This is a genomic window from Enterococcus larvae (genome assembly GCF_017830045.1).
Taxonomy (GTDB): domain Bacteria; phylum Bacillota; class Bacilli; order Lactobacillales; family Enterococcaceae; genus Enterococcus_L; species Enterococcus_L larvae.
Genome location: NZ_JAEDXU010000002.1, coordinates 508,047 through 533,108, shown reverse-complemented (window position 1 = coordinate 533,108; position 25,062 = coordinate 508,047). Strand labels below are relative to the sequence as shown.

The following is a 25,062-nucleotide window of genomic DNA, read 5'->3' as shown; positions in this document are numbered from 1 at the left end:
CCATGATATTCCTATTGTGGCTTTCGTAGACAGCGACATGATGATGGGAATGCCCAAGGCATTGGCAGCGGCAACCGGCATGGATGCCATGACTCATGCCATCGAAGGCTTCATCACAAAGGGTGCTTGGGAAATGACGGATATGCTGCATATCAAAGCGATTGAGATCATCGGTCGTTCCCTGAGGGCATCGGTTAATGGAGACCAAACAGGCAGAGAGGAAATGGCATTAGGACAGTATATTGCCGGAATGGGCTTTTCTAATGTGGGCTTAGGCTTGGTTCATGGAATGGCGCATCCATTGAGTGCCTGGTACAATATTCCTCATGGCGTAGCCTGTGCGTCTTTACTACCGACTGTGATGAAATACAACAAGGATTTTACCACTGAGAAATACCGTGAGATCGCGATTGCTTTGGGCTTGGAAGGTGCAGAAGCAATGAGTATCGAAGGTGTGCGTGATGCCGCGTGTGAAGCCATCGACCAGTTAAGTAAGGATGTTGGCATTCCTGCAACGATTTCCGAGCTGGGGGTGAAGGCCGAGGACATTCCGCACATCGCACAGGATGCCTTCAAGGATGTGTGTACACCGGGGAATCCAAGAGACGCATCAGTAGAAGAAATCATTGCGCTATATCAAAGCTTGATGTAGAAGCGATAAATATAACAGATAATAAAGAAACAGATATACTGGTTATTCCTTAAATGCAATCGCGTAAAGGAGATAATCTGTATATCTGTTTTTTCTATATTTCAACTAGCATCCACTATTTTATCCTAGTAAGGTAATTGGTGAAAGCTGTTTCGTCTGATTGATGATTTTTGCAATTTCCTCTGGAGATTCCTCTGCATTTCGTTGGACCCACAGTAAGATGACTGAGACAATACTAGAAAGAAGGATCTCATGTGCATAGACTTTCGGTAATCCTTCGTGGTTACAGCTCAAAAAATCTGATTTTTTGATTTTATACTGAATCGTTTCTTCAATCAAATCCTTGAAGGTATCAACAAATTTCTTGTCACCGCCTTTGCCGATCAATGCTTTGATCAATTCAAATTCCGTCATGACATATTGCAAGGCTTCTAATATTGCTTCATAAGGAATCAGTTCCATAGGATCATCTGTATTTCCGTATTTATTGAAAATATCCCGTAAATGAGTCAGGATATCTGCTTCGATACTACTGAGCAAGTCATATTTATCAAGATAATGTAAATAGAAAGTTCCTCTATTGATGCCGGCTGTTCTTGTGATATCACTCACAGTCAGGCTGTCAATACCCTTTTCTACAAGGAGCTGTGTAAAAGCTTTTTTTATCAGTGCCTTTGATTCGGTGTTTCTAACGGTGGACATGCCTTCGCTTCCTTTCCACAAAAATTAAATGAACACTCTTCGAAAAATTGTTTATTGTATTCTGTCTGCGTTCATTCTACAATATCTTTATATTAAAATCAACGCGTTGTTCATTTAAGGAGGAATAGCTATGTCATATATAGAAATGATCGAGAGTTATAAACGTTATAAAATTGGCGATACAGTTGTTACTGCCAATAATGGTGTAACATTTGCCATTGAAAAAGGCGAGCTGGTTGTGATATTGGGTGCTTCTGGTGCTGGAAAATCTACTGTTCTAAATATTCTCGGAGGAATGGATACGAATGATGACGGTGCAGTCTTCATTGATGGACAGAAGATCTCTGATTATTCTTCTAAAGAGCGAACAGCTTATCGGCGAACAGATGTGGGCTTCATCTTTCAATTTTATAATTTAGTAACTAATCTTACTTCAAAAGAAAATGTGGAGCTTGCTTCTGAAATTGTTGAGGATGCATTAGATGCTGAAACCACACTGAAGGAGGTAGGACTCGGCGGAAGGATCAATAATTTTCCAGCACAGCTTTCTGGTGGTGAACAGCAACGGGTTGCCATCGCACGGGCTGTGGCAAAAAATCCCAAGCTGCTCCTTTGTGATGAACCGACAGGAGCCTTAGACTATGAAACAGGAAAGCAGGTTCTGCAGATTCTACAGGATATGAGCAGAAAAAAAGGGGCGACTGTTGTGATTGTGACTCATAATGCAGCGATTGCTCCGATTGCTGATCGAGTGATCCATATGCATGATGGAAAAGCAAAATCGATCGAGGTCAATCTTGCTCCCGAAATGATAGAGAATATTGAATGGTAGGTGACTAGAATGAAGAAGAAACAGCTATGGAAAGATATACGACGATCGATCACAGGCTCCTATGGTCGATTCCTATCGATATTCAGCTTGATGCTGCTGGGGGCATTTGCCTTCGTCGGCTTAAAAGTAACAGGACCGGATATGCGTACGACAGCTGAGAATTTCTACTCTGAAAATAATCTGGCGTTTGTGACAGTCACCTCTACATGGGGCTTGAACAAAGAGGATCAGCAAGCCTTGGAAAAGACTGAAAAGCTGGATGAAATTGAGTACGGCTATCTAAAGGATGTTGTTGTTAAGGATACTGATACAAGCTTTCGAATTTTTTCAGCACCTGATGATCTTTCGAAATATGAAGTGATGGAAGGGAAAATGCCTTCTGGAGAAGATGAAATAGCATTAGACTACTTACAACAAGAGAACTACAATTTGGGGGATGAGATTCAGTTTTCAGAGGAAGAAGATGCTGAGGGGAAAACTGCCTTAAAGAAACAAATCTTTACAATTTCAGGATTTATCAAATCAAGTGAGATAATCGATAAAACCTCTATTGGACAAACAACAGTTGGTAAGGGGCAATTAGATAGCTATGCTGTAGTTGAACCGAATGTTTTCGATTCAGAGGTGTACATGATTGCAAGGCTTTCTTTTACGGATACAAAGAAGATGGATGCCTATAGTGATGAGTACCATTCTGTTGTAGGGAAGCACAAAGAGAATATCGATCAGTTGTTGGCTGAACGCTCTTCGGAACGTTTGACTGAGGTCAAGAAAGAAAAGCAGGAAGAACTGGATGAAGCGAATGATGAGATTATAGAAGCAAAGGATGACCTGGCATCTGTGGAATCAAAGCTGACTCAAGCGCGTGAGCAGATTGATGCAGCCAAAGCACAGCTTGAAGAAAGTAGAGCTTTGGGTTCTGGGATTCCTGAATTGCAGCAGCAATATGAGGCTGCCAATCAAGAAATCGCTGCTCAGGAAGCGGCTTATAATGAACAGTTAGCAGCTTTCAATGAGAAGAAAGCAGAGGCAGAATCAGAAATAAAAGATGGAGAGAGAGAATTAGCTGAAGGACAGGCTGATCTCGATGAGTTGGAGGCTCCTGTGTATACAATCAGTGACCGCAAGGATAATCCAGGGTATAAGCAATACTTGGAGAATTCTCAGCGTATCGATGTCTTATCAAATGTATTCCCAGTGTTTCTATTCGCGATTGCCGCACTCGTCAGCTTGACCACAATGACACGCTTTGTTGATGAACAGCGGATTAATATGGGGACATTGAAGGCGTTAGGCTACAGCAATAAGGACATCAAAAAGAAATTTGTCGTTTATGGATTGGTTTCCAGCAGTTTAGGTGCTTTAGCAGGGACTTTATTGGGCCATACGTTATTGCCGACGGTGATTTTCAATGCCTATGCAGCGACCTCAACATTTTCCGAAGTTGTTCTGCTTTTTTCTCCTAAATATACAATCATTGCCATTTTGACAGCAGTTATTTGTACTGTTGTACCGGCGTATATACTGGCTTCCGGAGAATTGAAGGAACGAACTGCCAGCTTATTGTTACCGAAGCCGCCCAAGGTAGGAGCACGTATTCTGTTGGAGAAAATCAAACCGATTTGGAATAGAATGAGCTTTACTTATAAGGTAACAGCCCGAAACCTATTCCGCTATAAAAAGCGAATGTTTATGACAATTATTGGTGTGGCAGGCTGTACAGCATTGTTGATCACCGGTTTTGGAATCAGAGATTCATTATCTGGTATCGTTGATGAACAATTTGGTCAGTTGATCAACTATGATTTAATCACAGTTTATGAGGACGGGGAAAATATTGATCCAAAGCTGAAGGAACAAAACCTGGATGAGGACATTGCTGAATCAACAGACATCCGTTACGAAGAAGTATCTGTCATTGCTGGAGAAAATGATGATAAGCAGTCGATCACTTTATTAAGTCCTGAAAAAATGGATGGATTTTCTGATTTTATAACAGTGAGAAATCGTAAGGATCGCAGTGAAATGAAGCTGTCGGATACTGATGTTATTCTTTCAGAAAAGCTTGTACAGCTGCTGGATGTGGAGACAGGTGATCAAATCACTGTTCAAGATGATAAAGAAATGGACAGGAGGATGACCATCACCGGCATAACAGAGATGTACATGGGGCATTACATTTTCATGGGGAAAGAGGCCTATGCTTCTACATTTGATAAAGAGCTGGTGCGTAATGGTAAGCTGATGATTTTAGAAAATGATTCTGCCGAGAATAGTGATACAATTGCGGCTGATTTGATGACCATTGAGGGGATAAAAGGTGTTGTCCAATCAAAAGAACTAAGTAAGAAGATCGATGCAGTAATGGGCGGATTGAACAATGTAATCATTGTATTGATCGTCTGTGCCATGCTCTTAGCGGTGGTTGTTATTTATAACTTAACCAATATCAATGTATCAGAACGGATTCGAGAACTATCCACAATCAAGGTTCTTGGTTTTTATGACAATGAAGTAACGCTGTACATTTATCGGGAAACAATCATCCTATCGGTTTTCGGAATATTGTTTGGCTACGTCATGGGCTTCTTTCTGCATCGCTTCATCATGGTTTCTTTACCACCGGATGAGGCCATGTTCAAGCCAGAGCTAATGCCGATGAATTTCCTGTTATCTGCAATAATCACAATGACGATCACCTTTATGATCATGGGTGTGATGCATTATAAGATTCGATCAGTCAATATGCTGGATGCATTAAAATCAGTTGACTAGATGATTTGATCTATCAAAAACAGACACATTAACATCAGCTGTATGGAACTCGGCGGTCTAATTTTCCGAGAGGAGATATACAGGATGAATGAGTCTGTTTTTGTTTAAACAATAAAAATCATTTTTTTTGACGGCTGCTTTTAGAAAAAAGGCTTTCTATAGCGGTAAGAAGGAATGGCAGATATAAAAACAATAGGTTAAGCCGCTGCCATAGCCCGCGATAGGGGATATGCAGCTGATCAATGATCGGTATTCTTGGAAGAGCAAACAGCAACATAAGAAGTGATGAAATAATAAAGATCATCGGTATCGTTGTTACCATCAAATGATTATTTTCCAGTGTGTACAGTTTGAATAGAAGTCCTGTACCTATCAATAATGCCACAAAACCAACACCGGAAGCATAATCATGAATGATTTCTTCAATGCTGATTCCGGAGGAACTGCCGGAGCGATCAAATATTCCTGTGACAATACAATCACCGATTCCAAAAGCAGCAATCATAGCAGCAAGCCATTTTGTCAGTGTTTTCGACGTTGTTTTGAAGCGTTGATAAAATGCTGGTATGGCTAATAGGAATAAGAGGCCATCAATAATGACCCAAATTTTGAAAGCCAATTGAGTTGGACTAGTATCTTCGCCAAACGCACTGATCAGCATTGAAAGCTGATCATAGCCAGGGTAAAACAGTCCGAGTATGACAGGAAGGAGCAGTTCGCTGACAATAACTAAAATCATTAAATAAAATCCATATTTTTTTAAAAAGTTCATATGCAAAAGCCTCTTTTCTCTAGTCCCATCTATTGTAATATGGTTTCGAGGATTTCACACGTATTTGATATCTGCAAAATTGTAAGGAACCGGAAAGCTTGTTTTTGAAATGGATCTGTGGAAGCGGGAGAAAGCATTGTGTTGATAAAAGGAAAAGAGTAAATGCTTTTCCTTAACTTTGGTATAATAGTAAAAAAAGGGGATCAATAGGAGGTAAATGATGGATGAACGGAGTTTTTGGGTTTCGATTGTCGGATTTTTGATACTTGTCATGCTGACATTCAGCTTGCTTGATTATGGCTATGGGATTTATTGGGGTGGAGCCTTAGCGGGAACCTATGAGTATGGACTTCCGTTGCTTTTCTTTGGCTGGATTCCATTGCTTATTGGGATTGGGCTGATCCCAGTTGATATTGTTCTATTAGTGATGATTATTCGAATGGGAATGAAAATGCGAAAATGATTTAAAAAAAGTTTGTGAAATTTGAACATCTGTGCACAAGAATTTTTAATTCTTGTGCATTTTCTGTTTGTATCAAGAAGTAGAGCTGTACAGTGCTTTTAGGAAGAAGATTGAAGTAGTTCTTCAATCGGATGAAACTATATTTCAAATATAAAGTAAAAAAAGATTTATAATAAATTATTTTTTCACAAAATGGTATTTAAAACAAATCTTTTGCTTGAATTATAAAAAAGAGATAGAATTTATCTTGAAATATGAATCTAAGGAGAGATAGTTATGATTAAAGTGTACACTTCCCCAAGCAGTACATCATCAAGAAAAGCAAAAAAATGGTTTTCATCTCACCAAATTCCTTTTAAGGAGAAAAATTTTTTCAACGAGCCTTTAACAGATGATGAACTGAGGAAAATGCTTCAAATGAGTGAAAATGGAACAGAGGATATTCTCTCCAAGCGCTCGAATATTTACAGAGACTATGAGGATAAAATCAGTCAGTTGTCTATAAATGAATTGATTGAACTTATCAAAGAAGAGCCGTCAATTTTGAGACGTCCCATTATTGTGGATGATTACCGCATGCAGGTGGGGTTCAACGAAGATGAAATTCGCGTATTTCTACCACGAACAGTTAGAAAGCAAGAGCTCACACACGCCTTGTTGTTGACTGGGATATAGAGTCTAAAGCCATATTTTGTATAAATTATTGAAAAAAAGCCGCAGCTGTTATAGTAGCTGCGGCTTTTTATATAGGTATTGGCTTGTCTTCACTCTTAGATTGAAGATTAAGACAACGATTTATTTTATTCAGGATTACTGATGGTTTTTCTTATGAGGAAGTGCTGTATAAGAAGATAGATGTGTCGTAAGCAAAACAGTAAATCAATAATTTTGGTATTTTTGTCATTTTGGGTATAATGGAGAAAAAATATCAAGGAGGAAGCAATTGTGATTGAGGAGATTCGTAAACTAATAGAAAATAGTCGTTCATTTTTACTTTCCACCGTTGATAGAAATGGATTTCCAAATACGATTGTAGTATCTAAGCCAATCGCAAGAATTGACTTCCATACGTTAAAATTTTACGTTGATGGGAATGGGAGCACGGTGAAAAACATTAAGCAGTCCAGCAAGGGCAATGTCATTTGTTACAATGAGGAAAAGCATCAAAGTCTCTTGTTGAAGGGAATGTTTTCTGTGCATGAAATAGAAGGGTACAAAATAATTGAGGACAGATTAAATGATTACCAAAAATTTCTTGATCATAAGAATCCTGTCATTTTATCATTTGATGTTTATACAGCAAAAGTACATGATAATGGTACGAATGAATTCGAACAGTTTGAAAAGCTATAGGTGTAAATGATGAGAGGCAAATAAAATGATGGATAACTAAAATACATGTATTCGGAGAAGCAAGAAAGTCAAAAATGAATAATCAGGATGTATTCACAGTAAAAAACGACCCGTGAAGGTCGTTTTTTTTATCGATGCGAGACTCTCGCATAAGCATATCTGTGTTTTCTTGTCAGTGTAATTGCCGTGATAGCAGCGATTGAAATCAGTGAACCTGCGGTAAATAGTTTTTTCATGAACATCATCCTTTCAAAAGTAAGTGTCATCTATAAGTTAAAGTGCGAGAACGCACTGACGTGGACGGTAGGATTCGAACCTACACCTCTAGGGTTGAGAATAAACATCTGTTGTTAAGCCTCAGGAGAGTTAAAACACCACGTTCATCCACTTAATAATATATGAGCAAGCAAAACTGCTTCGCTATTTAGGGGGGATCTGAACTTTTCAGATACGCCTTAGTTATTCGTTTTTCAGAAGCAACATCGCGTTTCGCTCTGTTTTCGATAAACTGAAACGAGAGTCAGTTGGTTTATTCTGTCCTGTTATTGGAGCAAAACGCATACGCTGCTTTCTTGTTTAAAAGTTAGGGTCCTGCTTCTGACTTTCTTTATATAGCTTGAAGACAAAACCCAGAAAAGAAAATCCAATTCCTTGAAACATCCCCTTTCTTGTTTGCTGAGTTAATAATAACCTCCCCATGTTAAATGGAACATAAAAAAGTGAGAAGAAAAAAATACTTTTCATGAAGGAAGTGTGAAAGTGGTTAAAAAGAAGTAAAGAGTATAAAGAAATCCTTTATCTATTTGCTAAAAGTTGATTCTGATTCAACGCTATGAATCCAAAATGAAGTGTTGTCATAGTTTTTTTCTGATAAACTGTAAGGGAGGAGAGGTGTAAACGATGAGTGAAAATCTGCTAAAGCAAACCATGAAAGAGTGGTTAATAAGAATTGATTCCGTTGAGAATAGACCGAAAGAGATAACCGCGCTAAACTTCGGTTTATTTGAGCCATACGGTATAGAGCTAACAGGGGCTAAAAGGTATGATTTGGAGGATGATGATTGGGCTTGCATAGAGGATTTTATTCCTAAGGAAAGAATTTGTCCGGAAATAAACGTTGATTCTGAAATGAAATGGCAGGCAGTTTTGGCTATGTTTTATTCCGTTTTAAAGGAATTGCTAATGGAGCTTTCAAGTGCCTCATGTTACAATTGGATTCTCAGATGGAGATTTATTGGTTGTGAAATAGTCGAAATTAGCGAATGTCGAGCCCTTTTTAATTGTGAACGAGCAGCAATGAAATGTGCTATGGGCATGATTGTGTTAAACTATATTAGGTTTATTTATATAAAGCCTGCAGCAGCGCTTATAGGAAATGCAGTGGAAACTATGTTTTTTCTGTCTGATTATGCAGGAATGTTAGGAGGATTTTGATGAAAAGAGTTATGCGCTTCTCAAGTGCTTTCATGTTAAGTGTTCTATTTATCAGTGGTTGCTCGTCCGGCAATAATGCTTCAGAAACTTCTGATACAGAGTCAGCTAATCAGATTGCAGTAACGATTTCGTTAGTAAAAGACGGTACTGAGATTGATAAAAAGGAATTCTCTACAGCTGAAGACACATCTTTGATGGAAGCAATGAAGGCACAATTTGAACTGAAGGAAGAGAATGGGATGATCACTTCTATTGATGGAACAGCTCAAGATGAAGCACAGGGCTATTATTGGGTCTATACAATCAATGATGAAATGATCAATACAGGAGCAAAGGATACGAAGCTGAAGCAGGGCGATCAGGTTGAATTTACCTATGAAAAATTCTGATCGATTTTTAAAGTCGGTATTCTCTGTACGAGAATTGACCTATCTGGCATTGATTGTAGCTGCCTGCGTAGTTGGTCGAATCATATTTCAACCTATTCCAAATGTTCAGCCAATGACTGCAATTTTTTTGATTATTACTAGTCGATGGGGGCTAGGGAGAGGTCTGATCGTTTGTCTGCTTTCAGTTATTATCACCAATTTTTACATGGGGATGGGAATTTGGACAGTTGCTCAGCTGCTTAGTTATGTTGTTCTTCTAGCTTTGTTTAGCGGACTGGTGAAAGTACCGATGATGGGAAAATCATTTTTTCTCCAATGGGGATTCAGCTTTGTTTCCGGATTTATTTATGGATTTATTATTTCTGTAATTGATGTTCTCGTTTATGGTATGACTGCGTTTCTTCCTTATTATTTACAGGGATTGCCTTTTGATTTTCTGCATAGTATAGGGAATTTTGGTTTCTTTCTGCTATTAGCGCCTATTTTCCAAAGACTATTCCAGAGAATTGAAGTAAATTATAAAAGCACAACGAGTGCGAAGAAGTGAAAGCTTCCTGTACTCGTTGTGCTTTTATATAGCTTGAACATATTCAAAATTTCAATAGAACTCATAGGTTCAGCCGTGTTCTGCTAAGATTGCTTTAGCTGTTGAATGACGGCTTCGTCCGGCGTGACATAAAGTGTTTTCTGATTTTCGTAAATCACATACCCAGGCTTAGCGCCATTTGGTTTATGAACATGCTTTACTTGAACATAGTCTACTGGCACTTGCGCAGAAAGTCGGAACTTCGAATAGTACGCAGCAAGTAAAGCCGCTTCGTAGAGTGTTTCCTCTGAAGGTGTTGGATTTTTAATGATGACATGAGAGCCGGGAATATCTTTGGCATGGAGCCAATAATCGGTCTTCTTAGCAGTTTTCAACGTCAGCTGATCATTTTGCAGATTATTCCTGCCGACAAGAATTGTATCGCCATCAGAAGCAAGAAACACCTCAGGCTTGCTGGGCTGCACTTTTTTCTGTTTTTTGTTTTTCTGTTTCTTTACATATCCTTGACTGATCAGTTCTTCTCGAATGATACCAAGATCTATTGGGCTGGCTAGCTCTAGCTGAGATACGACAGATTCCAAATAACTGATTTCCTGTTCTGTTTGATCCATTTGCACTTGTACAATACGAACCGCATTTTTCAACTTTTGGTATTTTTGGAAATACTTCTGTGCGTTTTGGTTCGGAGTCAAGGCTGGATTCAGCTTGATATCAACAGGCTGGTTTTCTTCGTAGTAATTATCCAGTGTAACAGAGGGTGCTCCTTTAGGGACTTGGGTCATAAAGGTAGTCAGTAACTCACCGTTGCGGCGATAGAATTCCGCATTCTCTGTATCAGCCAGTGTTTTTTTCAGCTTAGACAGCTTCGTTTGATTCTTTTTCAGTTCGTTCTCGATTTTTCGAATCAGCTCTCCGCCTTGCTGCTTCACACGATCTTTTTCAGCTTTTCCACTATAGAAAGCATCTAATAGCTCGCTCAATGAAGAGAAGCTTGTTCTTTCGCCAACCAGTGTCTGATAAGCAAGTGGGGTGAAGAATTCTTTTTTATCTGTTTGAGTTAGGGTAGGGGTCGGAGCATTCCTCAGCTCTTTCCAAAAGGCTTCCCAAACAGGGATTTTACTGCTTGGCTGTTCATTCAAGCGAAAAGCAATTTCCTCCGCAGTATCCTTGCCAAGACCTTGAAATTTTTGCTGCAAATAGCTGCTGTTCAGCTCATCAGCTGTAGAAAGCAGTTCAAATACCTTTTCTTTTGATACACTGAAAGGATTTAACTGGTCTTTAGCTGGCGGTGCAATGTATTCTGCACCTGGCAGTAAAGACCGATAGCTGTTCTGCGAGCTTCCAACATGCTTGATTGCATCAAGTATTTTACCTGTTTCTTGGTTCAAAAGGACAATCGTACTATGACGCCCCATTAGTTCAACAACAAGTAAAATGTTTTGCAGATCGCCAAGTTCATCTCGTTTTGAAAAAGAAAAATGAATGATTCGGTCATTTTCAATTTGCTTGATCGATTCCAGGATGGCTCCGTCTAAAAATTTTCTAAGCATCATGACAAAGTTGGGTGGAACATCCGGATTTCCATAAACCATTTCAGTTAATTGTATTCGTGCATAGCTTGGATGCGCTGAAAGAAGCAGCTTATGATTTTTTCCTTTTGCTCGAATAACGAGCACGACTTCGTTGTCGTAGGGCTGGTGAATTTTTGAAATTCTTCCAGAGGTTAGTTGTTCAGATAGTTCGTTTATAATCGTATGGGTAAAAACTCCATCAAAGGACATGATTTTCCCTCATTTCTTATAGTCCATAGTAGTCTTATTATAACGAATAGAAAATTAATAATAAAGGAAATACTAAAATTTGAATAAAGTGATCATGACTGTAGTATATTATTTATTCTCCATTTTAGTAATTGGTTTGGCTGTTTGCGCTTTCGTTTTTTATAGAAGATAGCGTATAATAGGTCTAGACGAATCTTCATAACTAAATAATAATTGTTTCTGATTTCTTTGCTATATACTTTATGCAAAGGCCAACTTTGGTGTGATGATTCTGCAATAGTATCTATATGGACAAATTTTAGGAGGCTAACAAATGGTAAAACGATTGATCAGCGCAAGCTACAGTGAGGTTGCACAAATGTCGGCTCAGGAATTAAAACAGTCGATCAAGGCGAGTGAAGGACGGACGATTTTGTCTGAAAACGTAGTAATGGCTTCTCCACAAGCAGGAGATATTACGAATGCGGAGGTAGCGACAGCATTTGGTGCGGATTTGATTTTATTAAATGTGTTTGATTGTTTCAATCCAATTATTCAAGGATTACCAGGCATGGACATGGAAAAGCTGATGACCTACTGGCAGCATCCGGAAAAAAATACAGAGAATCCTGTTGCTGAACTGAAGAAACTGGTTGGGCGTCCAGTGGGTGTAAATTTGGAACCTGTAGATGAGCAATCGGAGATGTTCAGTGAGAAATTGGACATCTCTAAGGGACGAATCAGTTCGAAGGAGGCAATTCAAAGGGCAGAAGAATTGGGCTTTGATTTCATCTGTTTAACAGGAAATCCAGGAACAGGTGTGACAAATAAAGAGATTGCCAAGGCAGTGACAGTAGCAAAGGAAAACTTTTCCGGACTGATTATTGCTGGTAAGATGCACAGCGCCGGTTCAGATGAGCCTGTTGTTTCAAATGAAGCAGTAGAGGACTACGCTAAAGCTGGTGCGGATATTTTACTTCTTCCGGCAGTTGGTACCGTGCAAGGCTTCACAGAAGATAACTTGAAGGACGCAGTGGCGATTGCGAAGAAATACGATCTATTGACGATGTCAGCGATTGGAACAAGTCAGGAAAGCGCAAATAAAGAAACAATTCGTCAAATTGCATTGATCAATAAAATCTGTGGTGTGGATATTCAGCATATTGGAGATGCAGGTTATGGCGGCTTGGCTCCTGCTGAAAACATCTATGAAATGTCTGTTGCGATACGAGGTATGCGCCATACCATCAATCGAATGGCTCGCTCCGTCAATCGTTAGAAAATGGAATAAAGTAGGAAAGGGTTTGGGACGTAAAATAGTCCCAAGCCTTTTTTGTGTTAAAACCCGAATAAACAATGGAACAATCTCTGTATGCTTCGAAAGTCGTAACAAAGTCCTTCATTTCGTAATAGCTTTGCTAGTTAGAAATTGCTGAAATCAAAGCAACATAAAGTGAGGCTCAAAGAGGTAAGGCTTATCAATGATTCGCCTCCCGAATCATAGCGCATTGCCACAATCTTCTTGATGTTGACAAGCAGCTGAATTGGTGTATAATTTATTGTGAATAGAAAAACATTTTGATTCATGATAAAAGGGGAGAAGGAATTGGTAAGAGGGCCTAAAGGTTTTTCGGAAGAGGAAAAGTCTGTTTTGAGAGATAAATTATGTCTGGAATGCGAAAAAAGATGGGCATTGTATGGGTATAAGAAAACGAGTATCAGTGAATTGACTGCTGCAGTGGGAATTTCATCGGGCGCTTTTTACCTGCTTTTTTCTTCAAAAGAGGATTTCTTTTGTGAAACTCTTGTGAGAGTTAGAACGAGACTGAAGGAAACGATCATGAAAATCATTCATACTAATGAGAGTAAAGAAGGATTTGTCGAAGCATTGAACTGGCATTTTCAGGAGTTTGAACGGGCGCCGTTTCTTTATGATCTTGGCTCTCCTGATTTTCTGGCATTTTTAAACAAAATTCCAAAAGATCGAATCGACGAAATGCAGTTTGATAGTAAGGTATTCTTCTTTGAAATGGTTGAAGCATCAGGTTTGTCTTTTAAAATAGAGCAAGAAAAGGTCTACGAGGTAATCAACACATTGCTTTATACAGTTGAATTGAAAAAGCAGGCAAGCTATGATTCCCGTTGGGTATTTGAGTTTTTGATAAGTAATGTGATTGATGAGCTATTTGAATAATTGAATAGTTGTAAACAAGGGATGAAAATCGCAAATTTGGGCATTATTTTTTATTATTTCGAGGGGGCAGAAGGATATGACAGATCAACAAGAGCCAATGCTGCATAAGGTATTGGGATCAACAGAAAAGCTGATTGAAGCAACATCAGGAATGGAAATCAAGCTGCCTAAGCCAGGCAGACAATCAATGCGGATCAGTGCGACGACAAATAGTATTGTCGGGCTTGGATTAGCAGCTTTTGGACTATTGACGCCTCACAAATGGACGTTGATTCTTGGAGCGGCCAGCATAGCCGGTGCAGTAGTCATGTACAACGAATCAAAAAGAGGCTGAGCCAGAAGTGTTTAGCTACAAGCAATAAGCCGGAATGCACGAAAATTGTTTCACAAATTTTTGTTGAATTCCGGCTTATTGTCGTAGGAGCTACTTCTGACTCGCCGTTTATTCGGATTTAGGGTATGGAAAAGAGTGGCAACAGATTATTGTCCCACTCTCTTTTCTGTGTCTAAGACAATGCGTCATCAAGAGAGGCAATCAAAGCAGAAACGTGTGAAGCAGCTTCTGCCGGCAAGGCATTGTACCCATCAAAGGTAGTTGTCTGCTCCTGGATAAACGTCAACCGATCAGTCAGTCGGCTTCTTACTTTTTTCAGATAGTTTGGATCATCAAAATCCGGCAGGTGTTCACCTACTGGTAGATAGGTCATTGATTCTATGGACCCAAATGGCAGGAATTTTGCCTGTTGCTCCACAATCAGGTCAATGCTTGTCAATGTTTCCTTTGCTGTGATTTTATTTCCATTGAAATGACCGGTGTTCAAAATATAGCAGTCTGTGTTTTGCTGAAAGAGTCTTCGGAAATCTTCGTAATCCTCCGCCAATGGATAGCAGCGAAATGGATTCGCAAAAGGCTCGATGACCAATTTATCTTGATCAACTCCGCCGCTGAGATTCTCCGCACTGGAGCGCTTAGTTGCCAAAGTAACACCGAACAATGCACCTAATATTGGGTCAGTGATTTTCACAACTGGGGGCAGACTGTCATCCTTCATGATCCAATAAACAGCATCAATTTTTTCTGTCAGATGATTTTTTCGATCAGGCGTAGAGAAAAAAGATTTGACTGTTCGTCCGTTGCCGTTTCGAACATCTTCTGTAATCAGCACCTTGCTGTTTGAATCATCTAAAGTGACTCCGATGTTTTGGCAAGTTAGAAAATAGGCAACAGCTGGATCATTCATTGGATAATCTTGTGTTTTATCAAAATAGGAAGGCTCCAATGCAATAGATGAGCCATCTTTTTTGGAGATAATAAAGGCATCATCATGCAAAACAGAAACAGGTTGTTTGTTTTTACTTTTTGCCAAAGTAATTGTTGATTTTCCCGAGCCTGAGAGTCCAAATGCGGCCATTGTATAGTTAGTATTTTGTAGTTGGTATTGTTTCATCCCGCCATGGCAAGCAATGAAACCATTTCGATGAGCTGCTGCCCAAGCCAGCGTTAATGTCGCTTTTTTCAGCTCTCCAAAATATCTTAAACCTAAGACCGCAGCGGTATTATGAAGGGGGTCGATCAGCACTAGACCATCTGGAAAATCTGGATGTTTCCAGTCTGGATCAGCCAGAATATAGATATCTCCTTCATCATAGGAAACAGATGATCTGAATTGTTTTTGATAACTATCATCGAAAAATTGAAAATTGAGTATATAAGAGTAAAGATTTCCTTCAAAACCTGTTGGCAGCAATAGGTGCCCACGAAGCATAAAAGCATCAGATAGACCAATGCCGATGGTTGCTGTCCTACAGCCTTTTTTTGAAAGCTGATAAGCAGCCTCACGAATAATGCCGCTATAATAATCCTCGTTAATGCCGGGCTGACCAATGATTCGACGAGCGGCTGCCGTTCGTCCGACAATTTTGCCGTCGTTGGTCACCAATACATGACTGTCGACAGGCAATCCCAGCTTATCCGGTTGGAAAATAGGAAGATCGGTGATGATGGTACCAGATGTATTTTTTGCAAGGGTATAAGCCTCTGCAATAGAAGTGACTGAAGAAACATTATTCCCGTAAAATGCGGTTTCCACTGTACTTCTGATTTTTGAAAAAAGCTGGTTTGATTTGTTGATTTTGCTGATGGGTAACTGATTGATGGAACTCATGCACAACACTCCTCGCTCTTTTAGTTGATAAAATCTATTTAAATTATTTTACAGTTTCATCATTTTGAAGATTAGAAGGTCTAATTTTTTGTGATTCTATAGCCAATAGTGGTTGGCGCAGGCTTGAAAATGTTGGTGTCTAAACAAAGGCATGCTGCTGGAAAGGGCTATACGAAACTTACTTTTTCAGCTAGCAACAGTTTAGGTGTATCTTGTTTAAACATTAGTTGGTCCATGCATATAATAAGTCATGGAGCCAGTATTTTTTATTCTCGGTTCCTTTGCTTTCATAAGAAAAAATCGATAGGAATTGTTTTTGCTGCCAACTTCTCTTGTTTTTATTTATAGTGTACCATAATTCATTTGTGAATGAATGCGTTTTCTCGGTTTGTTTTTATCAGTTTAACTAGGCAAAAAAAGAAACTATTAGTATAATGAAGAAAATGCTTCGAAAAATTAAGCGAGATGTTCCATCAGATAGTGTGGTGTGGATTGAATCGTTCAAGAGAAAGCTAGAGTGGTTAAAGAATAGGTATCACTTATAAAAGGGGAGAAAAAATTGGAAAAAAAGCCAAATACAAATAAGACATCAAAAAATGTAACTAGCTCGTTGAGTAAGCAGCAACAGTTGATTGTTCGATTGGGGATAGCTGTGGTCGTTGTTGTACTGGCCCTCATATTAATTATTCCACGTGCTCAGGCTAATATTCGTTCCTCGCAGATTGATTCTTTGGTGGATGTGGAGTTTTCAAGTAAAAAAGTCAAATTTGCTGATACAAAGACGATCGATAAGGAAATTGAAGAAAGTAAAGCTACGACTGTTTTATTCACTGTTCCGAGCGGGAAAACCTACGAGCAGCTTATTTCTTTGTTCAAGGATGAGAAAGCAATGCAGGATTATAGTCGTAGTATTACGATTTATCCGATCGTATATGATGCAGCAGACTTGGAAAAGAAGTATAATGTAAAAAAGGAAACTATTACAGTTATCTTTTTTGAAAGCGGCAAAGAGAAAAATCGTTTCACTGTTGATGAGAGCATGGATGTCAAAACTGCGTTTATTCCTAAGTTGAATGAGTTGCCTTTAGCTGCTGTCGATCCTGCAACACAGGAACAACAAAACCAAGCTCAGGAGCAAGCATCAGGAGAGACACAAGATGCAGCACCACAGGAAACAACTGAAACTGTTCAAAATGAAGAACAGATTCATCAGGAAAAACTGCAAACGATTCAATAAGCTGACAGAAAGAGGGGATTAAGATGAGAATGATGATTTTATTCGCTTTAAGTATCTTCTATTTACTGATGAACACACGCAGAAAACCTGTACCTGTATATGTAAGAAGGGGTTCACGTGATCGTTACTGATTGGAAGAAGATGGCAGCAGACTTGTTCAATAGAAAGAGGGTTCCGGCAGGAAAGCAGGAGCCCTCTTTCAAGTGGTCGGGAAAGAAACGGATTTATTTAAATGAACGAATACGACTGGCATCATATGACTGTATGAGAGAAGAGTCCTTAGCCTGGTATCAGGATAAAGAAAGTATGAAAAATATTGTTGGGAAATCGATCGTTTACGATCGTGATAAAATCGTGCAGATGTACGATTGGCAGAATAAAAATGGAGAATTATTTTATATAGAGTATCTGGATGGAAATGGCTATAAAACAATCGGAGATGTTTGGCTCGCAAAAAATGATTATGCGATTGTTATTGATCAAGAGCACCGTAATCGTCATATTGGTCGGATCGTGACAAAATATTTTATCTATCGAGCAAAGAAAAATGGATGGGACACACTTGTTGTTAGTGAGATATTCAATTGGAACAAAGCATCTCAAAAGATGTTTACCAGCTTGAAATTCTATCCATACAAGGAGCATAAAAACAGTTGGAGCTATCGGAAGCGATTGAAGACACCTGTTAGAAAGTAACTTCTTTAGCGGATTTTCCATAAGCTGATGAGAATGATAAATCGAGTGGACTTCTTTGAAGACAATGAGTTTGCTGTCTACAGTGGTCCGAAATACCAGTAATGTAGCCATATTAAATCATTGAGCCTTCAAATTAATTCTTGACAGAATAGAATGTTTCGGTGTAGACTACTTTTAACGAAAATAACAGGAGGAATCGACATGAGACAATTATCTAACCAAAAAAACCAAACATGGCAAAACTGGCGTAGATAAGTTGTATGTATGATTCTTCATAGATACAACTTTAGAAGACAAATGACGGATTCTAAAATTTGTATCTATGCTGGTTCTTTTGATTGACTGATATCAAACCACATAGATGACTATCTATGTGGTTTTTGTGTACGGGCAGTGACCACTCTTATGGAGTTCGTCACTGCTCTTTTTGTATGGAAAATAAGCTTATTAGTTTTAAAAAATGAAAGCTTGAGTGATTAGGAGGAAAAAGTATGAAGTCGAAAAAATTATTGGCAGTAATCAGTGTTCTCGTGTTATTTTTAATCGTTTCTTTTTTTACTGAAAAGAATGAAGAAAAGAAAGAAGATGTACCAACTGTTGGGGTCCTTCAGTTTGTCAGCCATCCTGCTTTAGATGAGATTTATCGGGGAATCAAAGATGGTCTGAAGGAAAGTGGTTATGAGGACGGTAAGAACCTGAAGATCGCTTTTCAAAACGGACAGGCAGATCAAAGCAAGTTAGCGACAATGAGTCAGCAGCTGATCGATAAAAAATCGGATGTATTGATAGGGATTGCAACTCCGGCAGCTCAAGCACTGGCTAACAGCACCAGTGACATTCCAATTGTTCTGGGAGCGATCACAGATCCAGTTAGTGCTGGTTTAGTGGAGACGAATGAAAAGCCGGGAAGAAATATTACAGGAGTTAGTGATAAGTCCCCTGTAGATGCGCAATTTGATTTAGCACTCGAACTTCTGCCGGATGCGAAATCGGTAGGTATTCTATATTCTTCTGCGGAGGAAAATTCAAAATATCAGGCAGCAGAAGCGGAGAAAGCTGCAAAGGCTTTGGGACTTACAGCTAAATCATACGTGGTTCCTTCAAGTAATGAGATTGCTCAAACAGTACAAGTGATGTCTGGTGAGGTGGATTTCATCTATATTCCTACAGATAATACAATTGCCAATGCAATGCAGACTGTTGTCAACGAAGCAAATAAATCAAAAACACCAATCATCCCATCCGTGGACACAATGGTTGAAGAAGGCGGCTTGGCAACCGTTGGTATCAATCAATACGAGCTGGGAGTTCAAACAGGGAAAATGGCAGCTGATATCCTCGCTGGGAAATCAGATCCTGCAACTACACCTATCTACACCTTTGAAACTGGCGATGTTATCATAAATGAGGCACAGGCGAAAAAACTAGGTCTGACAATTCCGGAAAACGTGGTAGAGGATGCAAAGCTTGTTGGCACGGAATAAAGCATCAGGAAGTTAGCTTTTAAAACTGGCGGCTTTTATGTAGACCGAAGACCAATACGAATATAAGAACAAAATAGAGAGAAAATTGACAGGAGTGGATGAAATGATTGTTTCAGCAATAGGTCAGGGTATGCTGTGGGCGATTTTAGGATTAGGAATATTTATGACATATCGGATTTTGAACTTTCCCGATATGACAACAGAGGGATCATTTCCTCTTGGCGGAGCGGTTTGTGTGACTGCGATCACGAATGGTGTGTCACCGGTACTGGCAACACTGTTAGGTGTTTTAGCTGGGATGGGTGCCGGACTAGTAACTGGATTGCTTTTTACTAAAGGGAAAATACCGGTGATTTTATCTGGTATATTGGTAATGTCTGGATTGAATTCAGTAATTCTTTATGTGATGCAGACACCCAATCTTTCTTTATTGAACCAACCGAAAATACAAGATGTCTTTTCTGCACTAAATCTACCGAACTATTTTGATATCATCTTTTTAGGAATCATTGTTTTAGCGTTGATCATTGGTTTGCTTCTTTTCTTCTTCAATACGGTGTTAGGACAAGCCTACATTGCGACAGGGGATAATGAAGACATGGCTCGCTCAATCGGCATCAAAACAGATTCTATGAAGATTTTAGGGTTGACTCTTTCAAACGGAATCATTGCACTCTCCGGTGCACTGATTGCACAAAATGATGGGTATGCAGATGTAAATAAGGGAATCGGTGTTATCGTTATTGGCTTAGCGTCCATTATTATTGGCGAGGTTCTTTTTGGAGAACTGACCTTTGCGGAAAGATTAGTAGCGATCGTGATCGGTAGTATCATTTATCAATTATTGATTCTGGCAGTAATCAAGCTCGGCTTCGATACGACTTATCTGAAAATCTTCTCAGCGGCTATTCTGGCGATTTGTCTAATGATCCCGCAATTGAGAAAAGCATTGAACCTCAAGGGCTTATCTGAGAAGGAGGGAAAATAAATGAGTATCCTGCAAATCAGTCACGCAAAAAAAGTTATCGACAACGGAATGAATGAGAAAAAGGTTATTTTAGATGATGTGTCTCTTGAAATTCGCGAAGGTGATTTTATCACAGTTTTAGGCGGAAACGGCGCTGGGAAAAGTACCCTGTTCAACAGTATATCAGGAACTCTTGGCTTGACAGAAGGCAAGATAGAAATTGATGGAAAAGATATTACCGGATTTTCAGAAGAGAAGCGGGCACATTATTTTTCTCGCGTTTTTCAGGACCCGAAACAGGGAACTGCCCCAAGAATGACTGTTGCTGAAAATTTGCTTCTGGCTTTATATCGAGGACAGAAGCGAACGCTTAAGCCTAGAAAACTAAATGAGCAAAGAGCACTATTTGAAGAAATCTGCAGCGAAGTGGGGAACGGACTTGAAGAGCATCTAGACACGCCGACAGGTCATCTTTCCGGTGGTCAGCGCCAAGCCTTGAGCCTGCTGATGGCAACACTAACGAAGCCTCGTTTACTTCTTTTAGATGAACATACAGCAGCCTTAGACCCGAAAACATCCAAGCAATTGATGAAGCTCACGGATCAGCGAATCGCTGATGGTCAGCTGACTTGCCTAATGATCACTCATCGTATGGAGGATGCATTGAAATATGGCAATCGCCTGATTGTTCTACAAAAAGGCCGAATTGTTAAGGATTTGACGAAGGAAGAAAAATCTTCTCTTACCTTGCAGGATTTGCTGTTGTTTTTTGAAGATGGGGAAGAGCTGGCTGTAGAATAATTATTTTAGTTTAAAAATAAAGTAGATTTGAGTATGTTATGCGAATACTAGAAGTATGAGAAGTTGACAGCCAAGGGCAATAATTTATTTGAACAGAGCAATGATTTGAAAAGTAGTTCAGGAATGGGCAACTTATCAAATCATTGCTTTTTATTATAGATAAGGTTTCTGTTTACGGTGTTCCCTTGAATGAAAAGTTCTTCTCGTGTTAAAATGGCTAACAGTGAAAAAGATAGGAGACAGTAATTCATGGTCGACAGTCAAAAGGTCTTAAAGGAAGTATTTGGTTATGAAGAGTTCAGAACAGGACAAAAGGAAATCATTGATCACGTTTTGAACCAAGAAAATGTATTGGGAATCATGCCTACAGGTGGCGGGAAATCAATCTGCTATCAGCTGCCGGCATTACTAATGGATAATTTAACAATTGTCGTTTCTCCTCTGATTTCTTTAATGAAGGATCAAGTAGATGCGCTGAGTTTGATGGGGATACCTGCTACGTTTATCAACAGCACACTCTCTCCACAGGAAATCAATCAGCGAATACAATTGGCAGTAGATAAGAAAATCAAGCTGCTTTATGTTGCACCGGAAAGACTGGAGTCTTTTGAATTTCAGCAGCTTTTGATGCATATAGATATTGATTTATTAGCAGTAGATGAAGCACACTGTATCTCTCAATGGGGGCACGACTTTCGTCCAAGCTATCTAAAAATGGCAGAAGTCATTCGCAAGTTTCAGCAAACACCTGCAATCATTGCGCTGACAGCGACGGCAACGCCGCAGGTAGCAGATGATATCATTGCTCAGCTGGATATTCCGGAAAAAAATCAAATAAAAACTGGGTTTGCGAGAGAAAATCTATCTTTTCAAGTAATCAAGGATCAAAATAAAGACGTGTTTCTATTAGAATATTTAAAAATGAACAGCAGCCAATCCGGGATCATATACGCTAGTACCAGAAAAGAAGTGGAGCGAATCTACCACTTGTTGAAAAGTAAAAATCATTCAGTGGGCATGTATCATGGCGGTATGAACGAAGCTGCACGAAGCCAAAATCAAGAGCAGTTCCTATTTGATGAAATACAAGTGATGGTTGCAACCAACGCATTCGGAATGGGCATCAATAAGAGTAATGTTCGCTTTGTTATCCATGCGCAAATTCCCGGCAACATCGAATCTTATTACCAGGAGGCTGGTCGAGCGGGAAGGGATGGCTTACCTAGTGATGCTGTCTTGTTTTATGCCCCTCAGGATTTACAAGTACAACAATATTTTATTGATCAGTCAGATTCTCCGATTGAGTATAAGCAAAAGGAATATATGAAATTGCGGGAAATGTCCCAGTATGCGAACGCTCAGGTCTGTCTGCAAAAATTTATCCTGCGCTATTTTGGAGAAGAAGGAACAGAGTGCGGTCAATGCTCGAATTGTCTTGATGATAGAGAGCTGGTGGACATCACGGTAGATGCTCAAAAGGTGCTTTCCTGTGTTAAACGAATGGGGGAACGCTTTGGAAAAGGGCTGGTTGCCAAGGTGTTGACCGCTTCGAAGGATCAGAAAATCGATCAATGGAAATTTGATCGCTTGCCTACCTATGGGCTAATGAAAGATCGTACACAAAAGGAAGTTAGTCAACTGATCGACTATTTGACAGCTGAACGCCATTTATCCCCGTCTGATGGACAATTTCCTTTACTGTCGGTTTCAAGTTCCGGTGTGGAGGTTCTTCTTGGAAAACAGCAAGTTTATAGAAAAGAAGATCAAAAAATCAGAAAACTGGCAGTTGATGATCAGCTGTTTGAAACACTGAGAGCATTACGAATGGATTTGGCACAGGATGAAAATGTTCCACCGTACTTGATATTCTCTGATAGCACCTTGAAAGAATTTTGTGAGAAAATGCCCAAAAATCCGATTGAACTTTTACAGGTCAAAGGTGTTGGACAGAACAAGCTGGACAAGTATGGAGAAACATTTTTGGCGGCGATCAAAAATCATCAGTCCGCTTAATGGAAGATACATGCAGATTCTTTTCTTTTTTGATAATATATATTCTGTTAAAGTTTTCATTACGTAAAAAAATGGCTGCCTTGTCCTAAGGAGGAAATGAAGAGCTCGTGGAGTGCGCTCGTATCAAGGATCTATGAAAACAGTGTTGATTCAGCTTCTCAATCGAGGCGTGTAAAATAACATTTGTTTCACGTTCCTCAGACGGCCGACAGTTTATGAAAATTAAAAATTGATTTAGTCTTTTGATTTTCAGAAAATTTCTATTAATAAGGGTAAAAAATATGCTATAATTGTCTAATTAAGATAGGAGGTTGAATGCAGATGGAACCTATTTCTAAAGAATTTGCATTAGAACTGCTGAAAGAGGATGCGGATAGAATCAAAATGTTGATCCGTAATCAAAAGAACAGTCTCTGTATCTCTCAATGTAAAGCTTTTGAGGAAGTTGTAGATACACAAATGTATGGTTTTTCAAGACAAATGACTTATGCAATTCGTCTGGGGATCTTGAGCTCTAAGGAAGGTCATCAATTACTGAGTGATCTGGAAAAGGAACTCAATCGTTTATATACTGAAGTATACGAAGAAACACAAGATAAAAAAGAGAGCGGCAAGGAGGTTTAAGCTTTGCCAAAGAAAGTAAAAAAGAGGCATTTGCTTGACTATAGTATTTTGATTCCTTATATGATTCTAAGCTGTGTGGGACTGATCATGGTTTACAGCTCTACTTCAGCGAATCAGATGAGTAAGGGCTTGCCAGCTGCCGGTATGGTTATTAATCAACTGCAGTTCTGGGCGTTGAGTCTGGTGGCAATGTTTTTTATCTATAAGATGAAAACAACCGTTTATCAAAATAAGGGCTTTATTATGCTGGCTATAGCAGTTATTTCAGCTTTGCTGCTGGCGGTTCGATTTACCAACCTTGGGGTTACGATCAATGGGGCTCAGGGCTGGATCAGAATCGGCGGCTTTTCAATGCAGCCGGCTGAATACTTGAAAATAATGGTTATATGGTATCTAGCGTACATTTTAGCCAGAAGACAGAAGTATATTGATAGAGAATTCAAAAAGGCTGTACTGCGGCCGATGCTGCTGGTTGGCTTTTTGATTTTCCTTGTTATTATCCAACCCGATTTGGGAAATGCGGCAGTCCTGACATTGATTGCAATTGTTATGCTGCTTTCAAGTGGTATTAATTATATGTATACGTATCTATTCGGCGGGCTGGGAATTTTGGGAAGTATCGGCTTTATCGAAGCTCTGCTGTTGACCAAAGGAAGCTTTATTCCGACGAAATATCAATATGTATATCAACGTTTTGAGGTGTTTTTGAATCCTTTCATCGATGAAAGAGACACAGGGCACCAATTAGTGAATTCTTACTATGCAATAAGCAACGGCGGCTGGTTCGGCAGAGGCTTGGGAAATAGCATCCAGAAAAAGGGATTTCTTCCCGAAGCCCATTCCGATTTCATTTTTGCAATCACAGTAGAGGAGCTGGGACTGATTGTTTCATTGCTCATTCTTGCTGTTCTGTTCTTTTTGATTGCACGAATCATTTTAGTCGGAGTTCGTTCAAGAAAACCGTTCAATTCTTTGCTTTGTATCGGAATAGGTGCAATGCTGCTGATCCAAGTGTTTATCAATCTAGGTGGTATTACAGGAGTCATTCCGTTAACAGGGATCACATTCCCATTTCTTAGTCATGGCGGGAACAGCCTGCTGATCATTTCAGTCGCAATCGGTTTTGTTTTGAATATCAGCGCAGATGAGAAGCGGCAGAAATTAGTTGACGAATATCAGATGATTGAAACTGATAGATAATT

General features: G+C 39.4%; 24 protein-coding genes. 20 read left to right on the top strand and 4 right to left on the bottom strand.

The features are described 5' to 3' along the window. Positions 1-652 (top strand): dehydroquinate synthase/iron-containing alcohol dehydrogenase family protein (locus tag I6N96_RS06525; RefSeq protein ID WP_209556747.1); only part of this gene is annotated, 652 nt, incomplete at its 5' end. A 120-nt stretch (positions 653-772) separates the two neighbouring features. Here I6N96_RS06525 and I6N96_RS06520 read toward each other — a convergent pair. Continuing rightward, positions 773-1,354: a TetR/AcrR family transcriptional regulator gene (locus I6N96_RS06520; RefSeq protein ID WP_209556746.1), complete on the bottom strand. Its 582-nt coding sequence runs from the start codon at positions 1,352-1,354 to the stop codon at positions 773-775. A 130-nt stretch (positions 1,355-1,484) separates the two neighbouring features. On the opposite strand from I6N96_RS06520, the gene I6N96_RS06515 reads away from it, so the two are divergent. Further along, positions 1,485-2,186: an ABC transporter ATP-binding protein gene (locus I6N96_RS06515; RefSeq protein ID WP_209556745.1), complete on the top strand. Its 702-nt coding sequence runs from the start codon at positions 1,485-1,487 to the stop codon at positions 2,184-2,186. Positions 2,187-2,195: 9 nt separating this feature from the next. Then, positions 2,196-4,961, top strand: coding sequence for an ABC transporter permease (locus tag I6N96_RS06510; RefSeq protein ID WP_209556744.1), 2,766 nt, complete (start codon positions 2,196-2,198; stop codon positions 4,959-4,961). Between the two features lie 118 nt (positions 4,962-5,079). Here the strand turns inward: I6N96_RS06510 and I6N96_RS06505 are convergent, their stop codons facing one another. Further along, complete coding sequence (locus I6N96_RS06505; RefSeq protein WP_209556743.1) at positions 5,080-5,733, bottom strand: DUF998 domain-containing protein; 654 nt, start codon at positions 5,731-5,733, stop codon at positions 5,080-5,082. A 220-nt stretch (positions 5,734-5,953) separates the two neighbouring features. On the opposite strand from I6N96_RS06505, the gene I6N96_RS06500 reads away from it, so the two are divergent. From I6N96_RS06500 to I6N96_RS06475, 6 genes are all read left to right on the top strand, one after another. After that, complete coding sequence (locus tag I6N96_RS06500) at positions 5,954-6,196, top strand: hypothetical protein (protein ID WP_209556742.1); 243 nt, start codon at positions 5,954-5,956, stop codon at positions 6,194-6,196. A gap of 276 nt (positions 6,197-6,472) precedes the next feature. Next, positions 6,473-6,871: a transcriptional regulator Spx gene (spx, locus tag I6N96_RS06495; protein ID WP_209556741.1), complete on the top strand. Its 399-nt coding sequence runs from the start codon at positions 6,473-6,475 to the stop codon at positions 6,869-6,871. Between the two features lie 270 nt (positions 6,872-7,141). Further along, positions 7,142-7,549, top strand: a complete 408-nt coding sequence (locus I6N96_RS06490; protein ID WP_209556740.1) for a pyridoxamine 5'-phosphate oxidase family protein — start codon at positions 7,142-7,144, stop codon at positions 7,547-7,549. A gap of 900 nt (positions 7,550-8,449) precedes the next feature. Beyond that, positions 8,450-8,983: a hypothetical protein gene (locus tag I6N96_RS06485; protein ID WP_209556739.1), complete on the top strand. Its 534-nt coding sequence runs from the start codon at positions 8,450-8,452 to the stop codon at positions 8,981-8,983. Beyond that, positions 8,983-9,372, top strand: a complete 390-nt coding sequence (locus I6N96_RS06480; RefSeq protein ID WP_209556738.1) for a DUF4430 domain-containing protein — start codon at positions 8,983-8,985, stop codon at positions 9,370-9,372. The genes I6N96_RS06485 and I6N96_RS06480 overlap by 1 nt, the downstream gene beginning before the upstream one ends. Next, on the top strand, positions 9,359-9,919 hold the full coding sequence (locus I6N96_RS06475) for an ECF transporter S component (RefSeq protein ID WP_209556737.1): 561 nt from the start codon (positions 9,359-9,361) through the stop codon (positions 9,917-9,919). Before I6N96_RS06480 ends, I6N96_RS06475 begins: the two co-directional genes overlap by 14 nt. Before the next feature lie 83 nt (positions 9,920-10,002). On the opposite strand, the gene efbA is transcribed toward I6N96_RS06475, so the two are convergent. Then, positions 10,003-11,700 carry a fibronectin-binding protein EfbA gene (gene efbA, locus I6N96_RS06470; protein WP_209556736.1) on the bottom strand — a complete coding sequence of 566 codons (1,698 nt, stop codon included), beginning with the start codon at positions 11,698-11,700 and terminating at the stop codon, positions 10,003-10,005. Between the two features lie 313 nt (positions 11,701-12,013). Here efbA and I6N96_RS06465 point away from each other — a divergent pair, with 313 nt between their 5' ends. The 3 genes from I6N96_RS06465 to I6N96_RS06455 all read left to right on the top strand — a co-directional run bounded on the left by I6N96_RS06465 (position 12,014) and on the right by I6N96_RS06455 (position 14,207). Further along, positions 12,014-12,958 carry a DUF7916 family protein gene (locus I6N96_RS06465; RefSeq protein WP_209556735.1) on the top strand — a complete coding sequence of 315 codons (945 nt, stop codon included), beginning with the start codon at positions 12,014-12,016 and terminating at the stop codon, positions 12,956-12,958. A 327-nt stretch (positions 12,959-13,285) separates the two neighbouring features. Beyond that, positions 13,286-13,873 (top strand): TetR/AcrR family transcriptional regulator, encoded by a 588-nt coding sequence (locus tag I6N96_RS06460; RefSeq protein WP_209556734.1) that lies wholly within the window; start codon positions 13,286-13,288, stop codon positions 13,871-13,873. 76 nt (positions 13,874-13,949) lie between these two features. Beyond that, entirely contained in the window at positions 13,950-14,207 is a 258-nt protein-coding gene (locus tag I6N96_RS06455; protein ID WP_209556733.1) for a hypothetical protein, read from the top strand. Positions 14,208-14,379: 172 nt separating this feature from the next. Here I6N96_RS06455 and I6N96_RS06450 read toward each other — a convergent pair whose 3' ends face one another. Further along, a complete protein-coding gene (locus I6N96_RS06450; RefSeq protein WP_209556732.1) occupies positions 14,380-16,038 on the bottom strand; it encodes a phosphoenolpyruvate carboxykinase (ATP) in 1,659 nt (552 codons plus the stop codon). Between the two features lie 559 nt (positions 16,039-16,597). Here I6N96_RS06450 and I6N96_RS06445 point away from each other — a divergent pair. The 8 genes from I6N96_RS06445 (at position 16,598) to I6N96_RS06410 (ending at position 25,060) form a co-directional block, all read left to right on the top strand. Further along, a complete protein-coding gene (locus tag I6N96_RS06445) occupies positions 16,598-17,275 on the top strand; it encodes a hypothetical protein (protein ID WP_209556731.1) in 678 nt (225 codons plus the stop codon). A gap of 117 nt (positions 17,276-17,392) precedes the next feature. Then, on the top strand, positions 17,393-17,971 hold the full coding sequence (locus I6N96_RS06440; protein WP_347339067.1) for a GNAT family N-acetyltransferase: 579 nt from the start codon (positions 17,393-17,395) through the stop codon (positions 17,969-17,971). A 491-nt stretch (positions 17,972-18,462) separates the two neighbouring features. Beyond that, positions 18,463-19,455, top strand: coding sequence for a tryptophan ABC transporter substrate-binding protein (gene trpX / locus I6N96_RS06435; protein ID WP_209556730.1), 993 nt, complete (start codon positions 18,463-18,465; stop codon positions 19,453-19,455). A gap of 103 nt (positions 19,456-19,558) precedes the next feature. Further along, entirely contained in the window at positions 19,559-20,443 is an 885-nt protein-coding gene (locus I6N96_RS06430; RefSeq protein ID WP_209556729.1) for an ABC transporter permease, read from the top strand. After that, a complete protein-coding gene (locus I6N96_RS06425) occupies positions 20,444-21,223 on the top strand; it encodes an ABC transporter ATP-binding protein (RefSeq protein ID WP_209556728.1) in 780 nt (259 codons plus the stop codon). A 249-nt stretch (positions 21,224-21,472) separates the two neighbouring features. Next, positions 21,473-23,236, top strand: coding sequence for a DNA helicase RecQ (gene recQ / locus I6N96_RS06420; protein ID WP_209556727.1), 1,764 nt, complete (start codon positions 21,473-21,475; stop codon positions 23,234-23,236). 321 nt (positions 23,237-23,557) lie between these two features. After that, complete coding sequence (locus I6N96_RS06415; RefSeq protein WP_209556764.1) at positions 23,558-23,860, top strand: Fpa/YlaN family protein; 303 nt, start codon at positions 23,558-23,560, stop codon at positions 23,858-23,860. Positions 23,861-23,863: 3 nt separating this feature from the next. Continuing rightward, positions 23,864-25,060 carry an FtsW/RodA/SpoVE family cell cycle protein gene (locus I6N96_RS06410; RefSeq protein WP_209556726.1) on the top strand — a complete coding sequence of 399 codons (1,197 nt, stop codon included), beginning with the start codon at positions 23,864-23,866 and terminating at the stop codon, positions 25,058-25,060. Positions 25,061-25,062: the final 2 nt, after the last annotated feature.

Coding starts and splice junctions, on each gene's coding strand:
- I6N96_RS06520 (WP_209556746.1), bottom strand. CDS start 1,354: ATGTCCACCGTTAGAAACACCGAATCAAAGGCACTGATAAAAAAAGCT.
- I6N96_RS06515 (WP_209556745.1), top strand. CDS start 1,485: ATGTCATATATAGAAATGATCGAGAGTTATAAACGTTATAAAATTGGC.
- I6N96_RS06510 (WP_209556744.1), top strand. CDS start 2,196: ATGAAGAAGAAACAGCTATGGAAAGATATACGACGATCGATCACAGGC.
- I6N96_RS06505 (WP_209556743.1), bottom strand. CDS start 5,733: ATGAACTTTTTAAAAAAATATGGATTTTATTTAATGATTTTAGTTATT.
- I6N96_RS06500 (WP_209556742.1), top strand. CDS start 5,954: ATGGATGAACGGAGTTTTTGGGTTTCGATTGTCGGATTTTTGATACTT.
- spx (WP_209556741.1), top strand. CDS start 6,473: ATGATTAAAGTGTACACTTCCCCAAGCAGTACATCATCAAGAAAAGCA.
- I6N96_RS06485 (WP_209556739.1), top strand. CDS start 8,450: ATGAGTGAAAATCTGCTAAAGCAAACCATGAAAGAGTGGTTAATAAGA.
- I6N96_RS06480 (WP_209556738.1), top strand. CDS start 8,983: ATGAAAAGAGTTATGCGCTTCTCAAGTGCTTTCATGTTAAGTGTTCTA.
- I6N96_RS06475 (WP_209556737.1), top strand. CDS start 9,359: ATGAAAAATTCTGATCGATTTTTAAAGTCGGTATTCTCTGTACGAGAA.
- efbA (WP_209556736.1), bottom strand. CDS start 11,700: ATGTCCTTTGATGGAGTTTTTACCCATACGATTATAAACGAACTATCT.
- I6N96_RS06465 (WP_209556735.1), top strand. CDS start 12,014: ATGGTAAAACGATTGATCAGCGCAAGCTACAGTGAGGTTGCACAAATG.
- I6N96_RS06455 (WP_209556733.1), top strand. CDS start 13,950: ATGACAGATCAACAAGAGCCAATGCTGCATAAGGTATTGGGATCAACA.
- I6N96_RS06450 (WP_209556732.1), bottom strand. CDS start 16,038: ATGAGTTCCATCAATCAGTTACCCATCAGCAAAATCAACAAATCAAAC.
- trpX (WP_209556730.1), top strand. CDS start 18,463: ATGAAGTCGAAAAAATTATTGGCAGTAATCAGTGTTCTCGTGTTATTT.
- I6N96_RS06430 (WP_209556729.1), top strand. CDS start 19,559: ATGATTGTTTCAGCAATAGGTCAGGGTATGCTGTGGGCGATTTTAGGA.
- I6N96_RS06425 (WP_209556728.1), top strand. CDS start 20,444: ATGAGTATCCTGCAAATCAGTCACGCAAAAAAAGTTATCGACAACGGA.
- recQ (WP_209556727.1), top strand. CDS start 21,473: ATGGTCGACAGTCAAAAGGTCTTAAAGGAAGTATTTGGTTATGAAGAG.
- I6N96_RS06415 (WP_209556764.1), top strand. CDS start 23,558: ATGGAACCTATTTCTAAAGAATTTGCATTAGAACTGCTGAAAGAGGAT.